The sequence below is a fragment of the Streptomyces sp. NPDC039465 genome (assembly GCF_055639315.1).
On the sequence record NZ_JBVKAP010000001.1, the window covers coordinates 212,328 to 224,545 of the forward strand.

The 12,218-nt window shown below is 68.8% G+C and carries 10 protein-coding genes and 1 tRNA gene; 8 read left to right on the forward strand and 3 right to left on the reverse strand.

Annotated elements, in window-relative coordinates; genetic code table 11:
* Positions 1-17: 17 nt before the first annotated feature.
* Positions 18-1,979: a Xaa-Pro dipeptidyl-peptidase gene (locus ACZ7LT_RS01005; RefSeq protein ID WP_471232602.1), complete on the reverse strand. Its 1,962-nt coding sequence runs from the start codon at positions 1,977-1,979 to the stop codon at positions 18-20.
* A 201-nt stretch (positions 1,980-2,180) separates the two neighbouring features.
* On the opposite strand from ACZ7LT_RS01005, the gene ACZ7LT_RS01010 reads away from it, so the two are divergent.
* The 6 genes from ACZ7LT_RS01010 (at position 2,181) to ACZ7LT_RS01035 (ending at position 8,963) form a co-directional block, all read left to right on the forward strand.
* Complete coding sequence (locus ACZ7LT_RS01010; protein ID WP_471232603.1) at positions 2,181-2,600, forward strand: hypothetical protein; 420 nt, start codon at positions 2,181-2,183, stop codon at positions 2,598-2,600.
* A 443-nt stretch (positions 2,601-3,043) separates the two neighbouring features.
* Positions 3,044-4,276 carry a branched-chain amino acid ABC transporter substrate-binding protein gene (locus ACZ7LT_RS01015; RefSeq protein ID WP_471232604.1) on the forward strand — a complete coding sequence of 411 codons (1,233 nt, stop codon included), beginning with the start codon at positions 3,044-3,046 and terminating at the stop codon, positions 4,274-4,276.
* A 100-nt stretch (positions 4,277-4,376) separates the two neighbouring features.
* Positions 4,377-5,309: a branched-chain amino acid ABC transporter permease gene (locus ACZ7LT_RS01020; protein WP_471232605.1), complete on the forward strand. Its 933-nt coding sequence runs from the start codon at positions 4,377-4,379 to the stop codon at positions 5,307-5,309.
* Between the two features lie 5 nt (positions 5,310-5,314).
* Positions 5,315-7,078: a branched-chain amino acid ABC transporter permease gene (locus tag ACZ7LT_RS01025; protein WP_471234750.1), complete on the forward strand. Its 1,764-nt coding sequence runs from the start codon at positions 5,315-5,317 to the stop codon at positions 7,076-7,078.
* Positions 7,079-7,083: 5 nt separating this feature from the next.
* Positions 7,084-8,250 carry an ABC transporter ATP-binding protein gene (locus ACZ7LT_RS01030; RefSeq protein WP_471234751.1) on the forward strand — a complete coding sequence of 389 codons (1,167 nt, stop codon included), beginning with the start codon at positions 7,084-7,086 and terminating at the stop codon, positions 8,248-8,250.
* The gene (locus ACZ7LT_RS01035; protein ID WP_471232607.1) at positions 8,247-8,963 is read left to right on the forward strand and encodes an ABC transporter ATP-binding protein; all 717 of its coding nucleotides are present in this window, start codon (positions 8,247-8,249) and stop codon (positions 8,961-8,963) included. Before ACZ7LT_RS01030 ends, ACZ7LT_RS01035 begins: the two co-directional genes overlap by 4 nt.
* 73 nt (positions 8,964-9,036) lie before the next feature.
* Here the strand turns inward: ACZ7LT_RS01035 and ACZ7LT_RS01040 are convergent, their stop codons facing one another.
* Positions 9,037-9,693, reverse strand: coding sequence for an ANTAR domain-containing response regulator (locus ACZ7LT_RS01040; RefSeq protein ID WP_471232609.1), 657 nt, complete (start codon positions 9,691-9,693; stop codon positions 9,037-9,039).
* Positions 9,694-9,786: 93 nt separating this feature from the next.
* Here ACZ7LT_RS01040 and ACZ7LT_RS01045 point away from each other — a divergent pair.
* Together ACZ7LT_RS01045 and ACZ7LT_RS01050 are read left to right on the forward strand one after the other, a co-directional pair.
* Positions 9,787-9,871: transfer RNA gene (locus ACZ7LT_RS01045), tRNA-Leu, on the forward strand.
* A gap of 81 nt (positions 9,872-9,952) precedes the next feature.
* Positions 9,953-10,741, forward strand: a complete 789-nt coding sequence (locus ACZ7LT_RS01050) for a helix-turn-helix domain-containing protein (RefSeq protein ID WP_471232611.1) — start codon at positions 9,953-9,955, stop codon at positions 10,739-10,741.
* Between the two features lie 3 nt (positions 10,742-10,744).
* On the opposite strand, the gene pyk is transcribed toward ACZ7LT_RS01050, so the two are convergent.
* Complete coding sequence (gene pyk / locus ACZ7LT_RS01055; protein ID WP_471232612.1) at positions 10,745-12,175, reverse strand: pyruvate kinase; 1,431 nt, start codon at positions 12,173-12,175, stop codon at positions 10,745-10,747.
* Positions 12,176-12,218 lie beyond the last annotated feature (43 nt).

Consider the following 12,218-nt stretch of genomic DNA (forward strand, 5'->3'; position numbering starts at 1 on the left):
CGGCCCGCGTCAGCTCCTCAGCGGGTCACCGGCAGCGTCACACTGCTGACCCCGGTCCGGACGGTCATGACCGTCCCGGCCGGGTACCGCAGGGTGTGGTCGTGGTCCGTGGAGATCAGGACCACGCCGAGCCGGTGCCCCTGCTTGAAGACGTAGTCCTGGGGCTGCATCTCCCACTCCAGGCGGTACTCCCGGCCCTCGGTGACCTCGCTCTGCCGGGCAGGGGTGTGCCGGTTGCGGATGTCCAGCCACCCCCGCGAGACGATCTTGAAGTCGGCGGTCTCGGTGCGGTGCCGGGTGCGGTACGCGCAGCCGGTGTCGCCCGGCACACCCTGGCCGTAGCAGATCAGCCGCGAGGTGTCGGCGGTGGTGGCGGCCGTCGCCCGGGTGTCGGTGCCGTAGTCGACGAGGAGCGCGGTCACATACGGTGAGCTGCCGTCGAGCGAGGCGCGGACGGAGAGTTCCGGGGTCCCGGCGAGCCGCAGGTCCCGGGCGAGCGGGCCGGTGGTGTAGGCGAGCCGGCCCGGGTGCGCCGCGTCCGGTCCGGCGACGAGGTCCTCGGCCCGTACGGTACGGCCGGCGTCGGTCAGGGACTGCACGCGCGGGCGGCCGGGCGTGGCCGAGAGACCGTTCCCGGTGAGGTGCAGGGTCAGCGGCCGGGTGCCGGGGGCGGGCCAGTCGGCCTGGGCGCGCCAGCTGAAGTCGGCCTGCTCGATCTCCGCCTTCGGACCGTCCAGGGCGCCGTTGTCCAGGCCGTACAGCCAGTGGTCGAACCACTGGTGCAGGCCGCTGAGCCACTCCTCCATCCGCAGCGGCATGGGGTTGCTGTGTCCGGCCTGGTGGAGCCAGAGCTTGCGGGGGACGCCGTGTGCCTTCAGCTCCTCCCAGAGCCGGCCGGCGTGCCGGGTCCGTACGTTCCAGTCGTTGAGGCCGTGCACGAGGAACACCCCGGCCTTGATCTTCCGTACGTCCTTCAGATAGTCGCGTTCCTGCCAGAAGCGGGTGAAGTCGCCGGTGTCGCGACCCTGTTCGGCGGTGAGCCGGTCCAGCAGGGGGGCGCAGACCTCCCGGTCGGCGCGGCTGTGGACGGCCTTGGCGAGGATGTCGGCGTCCTCGCCCTGGTAGCCACCGGGGGCGACGACCCCGCCGCCGGCGCGGTAGTAGTCGTACCAGGACGAGATCCCGGCGATCGGGACGATCGCCTTGAGTCCTTCCACGCCGGTGGCGGCGACGGCGGTGGGCAGGGTGCCGTTGTACGAGATGCCCATCATGGCCGAGTCGCCGGTGGACCAGTCGGCGGCGACCGGGCGGCCTTCGGGGTCCCAGGCCCTGGTGCGGCCGGCCAGCCAGTCGACGGCGGCCTTGGCGCCGAGGGTCTCCTCGTGGCTGCCGGAGGTGGGGCAGCCGGTGGAGCCGCCGGTGCCGATGCTGTCGAGCTGGGCGACGGCGTAGCCGCGGGGCAGGAAGTAGTTGTCGGTGTAGCCGGGGAAGACGACCGGGCCGCCGTCGGCGCTCGCGGTGGCTCGGGGCGCGGGGGCGACCAGTGCGGGCAGGCGTGCGCCGGGCGCCATGGACCGGCGGCCGGGCAGGCCGTCCTCGTCGAGGTCGACGGTGTGGAACGGCACGTCGTTCCCGCCGCCCCAGTAGGGGCTGGCCTCGATGATCGTGGGGACTTTCAGCCCCGTACCGGTCGCTTTCGGCCGCAGGATCCGCATCCGTACGGTGTCGAGGGCGCCGTCACGGTCACTGTCCGTCCCGGTCTCGATGTCGACCTGTTGGAAGATCGCGTCCGCGCGGGAGTGGACGGGCTGGGTCCGGCCGTCGGCGATCAGGGGCGCGGGGGCGTCCTCGGCCCGCGCGCCGGGCGCCGGCACCGCCGTGAGCAGCGACGCCGCGAGCGCCAGGACGACGGCGCGGACGCCGGGGCGGCGGTGGCCGCGTGGTGTCCGCGGTGTGCGTATACGGGTGGGTCTCGTCATCGTGCCTGCCTCCAGGGGCCGGGTGCTCGACGATCACGCGGGAGCGCGGGCCACATTCCACCGCTTTCCCACCCGGCGCACCAGAGGACCCCCTCCACATCGGCCACCACAACGTCCTTCTCCCATAGGCCACTTGGGCCACAGGGTGGATCCTGCCGTCCGGCTGTTGTGGAGTCACGGTGGACGAACTAGCGTTCCCTCATGGGGTTTTCGCCGTACGCCCCGGCGGGGGTCGCCGTCCGCGCGGCCGGGGCCGCTCTCGTCTGGGCGACCGTCGTGGGCTGTTCGGGCGACCCGCCCGCGCGGAGCCCCGCACCGACCACCCCCGCGGACATCTGCGCGAGCCTCGTCTCGTACTGGGTGAAAGAGGGGCTCAAAGGGAGCAAATGGGCCGGCATGGACTGGGAGCAGAAGGGGCTGTCCAACGAGCAGCTCGTCATCCACGACGACGTACTGGCGCAGGCCCGCACCGAGGAGCGCAGGGCTGGACGCGAGGCCGCGGAGCGGCTCGCCGACCGGCTCGCGGGGCGGCGGTGCGCGGCGGCGGACGGGGCCACGGGGAGCTCGGAGAACTGGCGGCCACCCCTGCCGACGAAGCCGACCCACCCACCTCCGCCGTAACGCTCCGTAACATCTGCGCGGTCGGGAAGCGGAAGGACGCGCTCATCCCTCCGTCCGCTGGGAATCGAGGGTCTGTCCGATATTCGGACACCCTCACAAAGCCCTCGTCAGGAGCAAGATCGGCTCAAGCCCCTGAGTGGAACTGGGCGTTCTCACTATGTGAACACCGCCCAGTGGGCCTATATGTCCCGAATTGCCCACCCCCTGGACACGGTCTCTCCCCGTCGCGATAACAAGACAGTCACATCCTGACCTCGCCGCTCCCGCACCTTCACCGGCTGCGCTTAGAGTCACGGCCAGTCACCGCGCCGCCGGGCGCGTCCACTGCACGGCCCTGTACCAAACCCCCCGTACGGCCCGGCGATCTCAAACGGCACCTCTAGCTACACAGCTACACGGCACCACCTCAGCTCGAGGGGGCCGCGCCAGGGAAAGGATTCATCGTGCGACACCGTTCCTTGCTCATCCTCACCACCGTGATCACCACGGGAGCACTTACTCTCACCGCCTGCGGTTCGCGCGACGACAAGGGCGGCAGCGACGACAGCAAGAAGGGCACCACCGTCGTCATCGGTGTCGACGCCCCGCTGACCGGCTCGCTGTCCGCACTCGGTCAGGGCATCAAGAACTCCGTGGACCTGGCGGTGCAGACCGCCAACAAGAACAACGAGGTCCCGGGCGTCACCTTCAAGATCGAAGCCCTCGACGACCAGGCCGTCCCCGCCACCGGCAAGGCCAACGCCACCAAGCTCGTCGGCAACAAAGACGTCCTCGGCGTCGTCGGCCCGCTGAACTCCGGCGTCGCCCAGTCGATGCAGGGTGACTTCGACAAGGCCAACCTGACCCAGGTCTCCCCGGCCAACACCAACCCCTCCCTCAGCCAGGGCGACAAGTGGGGCTCCGGCGACAAGAAGCGCGGCTTCAAGACGTACTTCCGCACCGCCACCACCGACGTCGTCCAGGGCAAGTTCGCCGCGAACTACCTCTTCACCGACGCCAAGAAGAAGAAGGTCTACGTCGTCAACGACAAGCAGACCTACGGCGCCGGCCTCGCCGCGATCTTCTCCGAGGAGTTCAAGCGTCTCGGCGGCACCATCGCCGGCACCGACAGCGTCACCGTGAAGGAGACCGACTTCTCCTCCACCGCCAACAAGATCAAGTCGTCCGGCGCCGACTCCGTCTACTTCGGCGGCCAGTACCCCGAGGGCGGCCTCCTCGCCGACCAGATCAAGAAGGCCGGGGCCAAGATCCCGACCATGGGCGGCGACGGCATCTACGACCCGCAGTTCATCAAGGCCTCCGCCGAGGCCAACGACGGCGACCTCGCCACCTCCGTCGGCTTCCCGGTCGAGAAGCTCCCGACAGCCAAGAAGTTCATCGCCGACTACAAGGCGGCCGGCTACAAGGACCCGTACGCGGCCTACGGCGGCTACTCCTACGACGCCGCCTGGTCCATCATCCAGGCCGTCAAGGCCGTCGTCGCCGACAACGGCGGCAAGCTGCCCGACGACGCCCGCGCCAAGGTCACCACCGCCATGTCCAAGGTCTCCTTCGACGGCGTGACCGGCAAGGTCTCCTTCGACGAGTTCGGTGACACCACGAACAAGCAGCTCACCGTCTACCAGGTCAAGAACGGCGCCTGGGTCGACGTCAAGTCCGCCACGTTCGAGGACTGACCCACCGCACTGCCCCGCACCACTTGAACCAAGCCGCGCGAGGGCGCAAACAGCGCCCTCGCGCGGTGTCATATCCGACACGCTCATCGGAGGCCCTGCGGTGAACGAACTGCCGCAACAGCTGGCCGACGGCCTTGCCCTCGGGGCCCTTTACGGCCTCATCGCCATCGGCTACACGATGGTCTACGGCATCGTCCAGCTCATCAACTTCGCCCATGGCGAGATCTTCATGATCGGTGGCTTCGGCGCCCTCTCGGCGTACACGATCCTGCCCGACGGCACCTCGCTCCTCGTGGCGATCCCCGTCATGCTCATAGGCGGCGCGGTCGTGTCCGTCGCCGTCGCCACCGCCGCCGAACGGTTCGCCTACCGGCCCCTGCGCGGAGCCCCACGCCTGGCACCGCTCATCACCGCGATCGGCCTCTCGATCGTGCTCCAGCAGCTCATCTGGGGCTTCTACCCCGGCGCCAAGAGCCCCGTGAGCTTCCCCGAGTTCACCGGCGACTCCTTCCAGATCCTCGGCAACCTCCACATCTCCCGCGCCGACGCGTTCGTCCTCGTCGCCGCGCCGCTGTGCATGCTCGCCCTCGGCTTCTTCGTCTCCAAGAGCCGCAGCGGCCGCGCCATGCAGGCAACCGCCCAGGACCCGGACACCGCCAAGCTCATGGGCATCAACACCGACCGCATCATCGTGATGGCCTTCGCCATCGGTGCGGCCTTCGCCGCCATCGCGGCCGTCGCCGAAGGCCTCGACAAGGGCCAGATCCGCTTCGAGATGGGCTTCCTGCTCGGCCTCAAGGCCTTCACGGCAGCCGTCCTCGGCGGCATCGGCAACATCTACGGCGCCATGATCGGCGGCGTCGTCCTCGGTGTCGCCGAAACCCTCTCCATCGCCTACGTCGAGCACATCCCCGGGATGGCACAGTTCGGCGGCGGCGCCTGGAAGGACATCTGGGTCTTCTCCCTCCTCATCCTCGTGCTCCTGTTCAGACCACAAGGTCTCATCGGGCAGCGCGTCGCGGACAGGGCGTGATCGCGATGACAACCGACCTCACCAAGACCCCCGAAGAGTCCGGGACCCCGGCCCCGGAGAAGACCGACGCCCAGAGCCCCGGCCTCCTCCACTGGATCGTCGCGGCCGGTGGCCTCGCCACCGTCGCCAGCACCTTCCTCGCGTGGACCTACACCACCGAGTTCCCGGGCAACCTCACCGTCACCGGCTACCCCGGCGGCCTCCAGGTCCTCACCCTCGTCGCCGGCCTCCTCCTGATGCTCTTCGCCCTCTCCGGGCTCGGCATCAAGGGCCTGCGCTGGCTCACCCCCGCCGGCTCGACGAAGGCTCTGCAGTTCCTCGCCCTCGGCACGCTCGGCACCACCTGGTACACCGTGATCGCCATCGCCGCGCAGCTGGGCGGACTGGCGCACCTGGAGCCCGGCGGCTTCGTCGCCGCCGTCGCCACCCTCATCCCGCTGGCCGCGTTCGCGCTCAAGGACGACTCCCGCAAGCCGACGAAGCCCATGGAGATCCCCTCCTGGGCCGAGATCCTGCTGATCGTCGTCGCCTTCGCCATCGGCATGTACGCCGTCACCTACGGCATCTCCACCGAGTACCCCGAGCTGTTCATCGGCTACCTGGTCCTCGCCGGCTTCGGCGCCGCCGCGCTCAACAAGTCCGGGCTGATGGGCCGCATCTCGGCCATCGCGTCGAAGAACAAGCAGGTCGCCGCCGTCGCGGCCTTCGCCGCCGCGGCCGTCTTCCCCTTCACCCAGACCACCGACACGTTCACCGTGATCGCCGTGCAGATCCTGATCTTCGCCACGGTCGCCCTCGGACTCAACATCGTCGTCGGCCTCGCCGGACTGCTCGACCTCGGATACGTCGCCTTCCTCGGCGTCGGCGCCTACACGGCCGCCCTCGTCTCCGGAACCACCGCCTCCGCGCTCGACATCCAGCTCCCGTTCTGGGTCGCCATGATCATCGGAGCCGTCGCCTCCCTGGTCTTCGGCGTCATCATCGGCGCCCCCACCCTCCGACTCCACGGCGACTACCTCGCCATCGTCACCCTCGGCTTCGGAGAGATCTTCCGCATCACCGTCAACAACATGGACGGCGACAACGGACCCCAGATCACCAACGGCCCCAACGGCATCCCCAACATCCCGGCGCTGAACATCTTCGGCTACGACTTCGGCGCCACCCACACCATCCTCGGCGTGGAACTCGGCAGTTACGCCAACTACTACCTGCTGATGCTGCTCGTCATGGTCCTCGTCGTCCTGGTCTTCAGCCGGGCACAGGACTCCCGCATCGGCCGCGCCTGGGTCGCCATCCGCGAGGACGAGACAGCCGCCACCGCCATGGGCGTCAACGGCTTCCGCGTCAAACTCATCGCCTTCGCCCTCGGCGCCACCCTCGCCGGCGTCGCCGGCACCGTCCAGGCCCACTTCCAGGGCACGGTCCTCCCCGAGATGTACGTGTTCGCCGGCCCCGTCGCCCCGAACTCCGCGTTCCTCCTCGCGGCCGTCATCCTCGGCGGCATGGGCACCATCCGCGGCCCGCTCCTCGGCGCGGCGCTGCTCTTCCTCATCCCCGAGAAGCTGGCCTTCCTCAAGGACTTCCAGCTCCTCGCGTTCGGCCTCGCGCTCATCCTGCTGATGCGCTTCCGCCCGGAGGGCCTCATCCCCAACCGGCGCGCCCAGCTCGAGTACCACGAGCACGACGAGAACGCTGACAAGCTCGACGTACCGGAACAGCGGCCCCCCGCCGACCCCATCGTCGGAACCTCGAAGGCGGGGGCGTGAACACCATGACGACCACCACCACGGAAACCACGGCCGCGGCCACCGCCGCCACCGTCCTCGACGCCAGCGGTGTCACCATGCGCTTCGGCGGACTCACCGCCGTACGCGGAGTCGACCTCACCGTCCGCGAAGGCGAGATCGTCGGACTCATCGGCCCCAACGGCGCCGGCAAGACCACGTTCTTCAACTGCCTCACCGGCCTGTACGTCCCCACCGAGGGACAGGTCAGCTACAAGGGCACGGTGCTCCCGCCCAAGCCGCACCTCGTCACCAAGGCCGGCATCGCCCGCACCTTCCAGAACATCCGCCTCTTCTCCAACATGACGGTCCTGGAGAACGTCCTCGTCGGACGCCACACCCGGACCAAGGAAGGCCTCTGGTCCGCGCTGCTGCGCGGCCCCGGCTTCAAGAAGGCGGAAGCCGCCTCACGCGAACGAGCCATGGAACTCCTCGAGTTCGTCGGCCTCGCCGCCAAGGCGGAACACCTGGCGCGGAACCTCCCGTACGGCGAGCAGCGCAAGTTGGAGATCGCCCGCGCCCTGGCCAGCGACCCCGGACTGCTCCTGCTCGACGAGCCCACCGCGGGCATGAACCAGGCCGAGACCCGGACCACCGAGGAACTGGTCTTCGCCATCCGGGACAAGGGCATCGCCGTGCTCGTCATCGAGCACGACATGAAGTTCATCTTCAAGCTCTGCGACCGGGTCGCCGTACTCGTCCAGGGCGAGAAGCTCATCGAGGGCACGTCGGACGTCGTCCAGGGTGACGAGCGCGTCGTCGCCGCGTACCTCGGCGAACCCTTCGAGGGGGCCCCGGGCGCGGCGGAGGTCGCCGAGGTCGAGGCGGCGGAGGCGGCGGCAGCGGAGTCCGCGGAGGCGGAGTCTCCGGCGGAGGCCGACGAGGCTCCGGCGGAGGCTGAGGCCGAGGCCGGTGAGGCCGAGACTCCGGCCGAGGCGGACGAGGCTCCGGCTGAGGCGGAGGCCGAGGCCGGTGAGGCCGAGACTCCGGCCGAGGCGGACGAGGCTCCGGCTGAGGCGGAGGCCGAGGCCGAGACCGGGGCCCAGGCCGCCGACGGCGACCGGGAGGGCGACGAGCCGTCCGACGACGCCCCGTCCGAGGCCCCCTCGGCCTCCGACGAGGCGCCCAGCACCACCGAAGGAGACTCCAAGTGACCGCACTCCTCGAGGTCGAGGACCTCAGGGTCGCCTACGGCAAGATCGAGGCCGTCAAAGGCATCTCCTTCAGCGTCGAGGCCGGCCAGGTCGTCTCACTGATCGGCACCAACGGCGCCGGCAAGACGACCACCCTGCGCACCCTCTCGGGCCTGCTCAAGCCGTCCAGCGGCAAGATCACCTTCGACGGCCAGGTGCTCAACGGCATCCCGGCCCACAAGGTCGTCTCCCTCGGCATGGCCCACTCCCCCGAGGGCCGGCACATCTTCCCCAAGCTCACCATCACCGAGAACCTCCAGCTCGGAGCCTTCCTCCGCAAGGACAAGGACGGCATCGAGAAGGACATCCAGCGCGCCTACGACCTCTTCCCCATCCTGGGCGAACGCCGAAAGCAGGCCGCCGGCACCCTCTCGGGCGGTGAGCAGCAGATGCTCGCCATGGGCCGGGCCCTGATGTCCCAGCCCAAGCTGCTCATGCTCGACGAGCCCTCCATGGGCCTCTCCCCGATCATGATGCAGAAGATCATGGAGACCATCGCCACGCTGAAGGCGGAGGGCATGACGATTCTGCTCATCGAGCAGAACGCGCAGGCCGCCCTCTCCCTCGCGGACCACGGCTACGTCCTGGAGGTCGGCAAGATCAAGCTCTCCGGCACGGGCCAGGACCTCCTGCACGACGACGAGGTCCGCAAGACGTACCTCGGCGAGGAGTAGGCCGTCCCCGAAGCAGAAGGCCCGCCCCACAAGGAAGTGGGGCGGGCCTTCTCTTTTCGTACGTGCTACGGGACTACTGCTGCCCCTTGGCCGCCTTCTTCTCCTCGGCGTCCTCGATGACCGCCTCGGCGACCTGCTGCATGGACATCCGCCGGTCCATCGACGTCTTCTGGATCCAGCGGAACGCGGCGGGCTCGGTCAGGCCGTACTGCGTCTGCAGGATGCTCTTGGCCCGGTCGACCAGCTTGCGCGTCTCCAGCCGCTGGGAGAGGTCGGCGACCTCCTTCTCCAGCGCCTTCAGCTCGGCGAACCGGGAGACGGCCATCTCGATGGCCGGCACGACGTCGCTCTTGCTGAACGGCTTCACGAGGTACGCCATGGCGCCGGCGTCCCGGGCCCGCTCGACGAGGTCGCGCTGCGAGAACGCGGTGAGCATGAGGACGGGCGCGATGGCCTCCTCGGCGATCTTCTCGGCGGCGGAGATCCCGTCGAGGACGGGCATCTTCACGTCCAGGATCACGAGGTCCGGCTTGTGCTCCCGCGCCAGCTCCACGGCCGCGGCGCCGTCACCGGCCTCGCCCACGACCGAGTAGCCCTCTTCTTCGAGCATCTCTTTGAGGTCGAGGCGGATGAGGGCCTCGTCCTCGGCGATGACGACGCGGGTCGTCAGCGGCGGGACGTGCGACTGGTCGTCGTCGGCGACGGGCTGGGGCGACTCGGGGGCGGTCACGGGGGCTCCTCGTTGCGGGGCGTGGTGCTGCACGAAGAAGCCTACCTAGCTGCTGGCCAGTCCGGTGACCGGGTACACTCCGACTGGCACCCAGCCGGGTTGGTGGAATCGGCATACACACGGTCCTCAAAAGACCGCGCCGAAAGGCTTGCGGGTTCGAATCCCGCACCCGGCACCATCCTTGAAGCGGACGTTCACCTTCGCGTGAATGTCCGCTTTTTGCTACGCGCAGCGAGGGCGCATTGCGCAGAGTGATCGCATGCACTTCCACAGCACAGAAGTACGACAGCATGCGCTGACCCTGCTGCGCGGCGGTGTCAAGAACGCGGACGTGGCCCGCAAGCTCAACGTCCCCGCAGGAACGATCAGCTACTGGAAACACGAAGACCGCGCGAAACGCGGCGAGTGTCCAGGCCGCCCCGAAACGAAGTGCCCGCGTTGCGACGGACGGGAGCTGGACGAGGCAGCGTACGCGTACCCCCTGGGGCTCTACCTGGGCGACGGGCACATCATCCAGAACCGGGCTATGAGAGTGCCCAGTCTCTCGGTTACGTGCGCGAACTCCTGGCCCGGGCTAATCGACGCCTGCGTGGAAGCCATGCATGCGGTGCTCCCCTGGAACACCGTCACCAAGGTGCAACGGCAAGGCTGCCAAGAGGTGAAGATCTACTCCCGGCACTTGTGGTGCCTCTTCCCGCAACACGGGCCCGGCAAGAAGCACGAGCGGCGCATCGTCCTCGAAGACTGGCAGCGAGCCATCGTCGAGGCGCACCCGTGGGCGTTCATCCGCGGACTCATCCACTCCGACGGCTGCCGGATCGTCAACTGGACGGAGAAGCTCATCGGTGGGCGCACGAAGCGCTATGAGTACGCGCGGTACTTCTTCACCAACTCGTCGCCCGACATCATCGGGCTCTTCACCGACGCCCTCGACCGCGTCGGCGTCGAGTGGAAGTCTGCCAACCAGTCGCGCACCGCGCAGAACATATCCGTCGCCCGCAAGGCGTCCGTCGCCCTCATGGACCTCCATGTTGGGCCCAAGTACTGACCCTCAGCCCGTCACCGGGTCTCCGATGTGGTGCACGCGGACCAGGTTCGTCGAACCCGCGACGCCGGGCGGGGAGCCCGCCGTGATGACGACCATGTCGCCCTTCGCGCAGCGGCCGATCCGCAGGAGGTGTTCGTCGACCTGGGCCACCATCGCGTCCGTGGACTCGACGTGGGGACCGAGGAAGGTTTCCACGCCCCAGGTGAGGCTGAGTTGGGCGTGGGTCGCCGGGTCGGGGGTGAAGGCGAGGAGCGGGATGGGTGAGCGGTAGCGGGAGAGGCGCTTGACCGTGTCGCCGGACTGGGTGAAGGCGACGAGGAAGGCCGCGCCGAGGAAGTCGCCCATTTCGGCGGCGGCGCGGGCGACGGCGCCGCCTTGGGTGCGGGGCTTGTTGCGTTCGGTCAGGGGCGGGAGGCCCTTGGCGAGGACGTCCTCTTCGGCGGCTTCGACGATGCGGCCCATGGTCCTGACCGTTTCGACGGGGTATTTGCCGACGCTGGTCTCGCCGGAGAGCATGACGGCGTCGGTGCCGTCGATGACGGCGTTGGCGACGTCGGAGGCTTCGGCGCGGGTGGGGCGGGAGTTGTCGATCATCGAGTCGAGCATCTGGGTGGCGACGATGACCGGCTTGGCGTTGCGCTTGGCGAGTTTGATGGCGCGCTTTTGGACGATGGGGACTTGTTCCAGGGGCATTTCGACGCCGAGGTCGCCGCGGGCGACCATGATGCCGTCGAAGGCGGCGACGATGTCGTCGATGTTCTCGACGGCCTGGGGCTTCTCGATCTTGGCGATGACGGGGAGGCGGCGGCCTTCCTCGTCCATGATGCGGTGGACGTCCTCGATGTCGCGTCCGCTGCGGACGAAGGAGAGGGCGATGATGTCGGCGCCGGTGCGCAGGGCCCAGCGGAGGTCTTCGACGTCCTTGTCGGAGAGGGCGGGGACGGAGACGGCGACGCCGGGGAGGTTGAGGCCCTTGTGGTCGGAGACCATGCCGCCTTCGACGACGGTGGTGTGGACGCGGGGTCCGTCGACCTCGGTGACTTCGAGGGTGACGCGGCCGTCGTCGACGAGGATGCATTCTCCGGGGGTGACGTCGGCGGCGAGGCCGGGGTAGGTGGTGCCGCAGGTGTGGCGGTCGCCTTCCATCGGTTCGACGGTGATGGTGAAGTCGTCGCCGCGTTCAAGCAGTACGGGTCCCTCACGGAAGCGGCCGAGGCGGATCTTCGGGCCTTGAAGGTCGGCGAGGACGCCGACGCTGCGGCCGGTTTCGTCGGAGGCTTTACGTACGTGCTGGTAGCGCTCCTCGTGCTCGGCGTAGGTGCCGTGGCTGAGGTTGAACCGGGCGACGTTCATTCCGGCTTCGACCAATGCCTTGATCTGGTCGTATGTGTCGGTGGCGGGGCCCAGGGTACAGACGATCTTTGCTCGGCGCATGGTTCGAGCCTATGGCTTACCGACGGGTAGAGAATTGGCCTCG

What these genes read in the sequence shown, in the direction of transcription:
- pyk (WP_471232612.1), bottom strand. Translation starts at nt 12,175, where the DNA reads ATGCGCCGAGCAAAGATCGTCTGTACCCTGGGCCCCGCCACCGACACA.
- ACZ7LT_RS01010 (WP_471232603.1), top strand. Translation starts at nt 2,181, where the DNA reads ATGGGGTTTTCGCCGTACGCCCCGGCGGGGGTCGCCGTCCGCGCGGCC.
- ACZ7LT_RS01005 (WP_471232602.1), bottom strand. Translation starts at nt 1,979, where the DNA reads ATGACGAGACCCACCCGTATACGCACACCGCGGACACCACGCGGCCAC.
- ACZ7LT_RS01025 (WP_471234750.1), top strand. Translation starts at nt 5,315, where the DNA reads ATGACAACCGACCTCACCAAGACCCCCGAAGAGTCCGGGACCCCGGCC.
- ACZ7LT_RS01050 (WP_471232611.1), top strand. Translation starts at nt 9,953, where the DNA reads ATGCACTTCCACAGCACAGAAGTACGACAGCATGCGCTGACCCTGCTG.
- ACZ7LT_RS01030 (WP_471234751.1), top strand. Translation starts at nt 7,084, where the DNA reads ATGACGACCACCACCACGGAAACCACGGCCGCGGCCACCGCCGCCACC.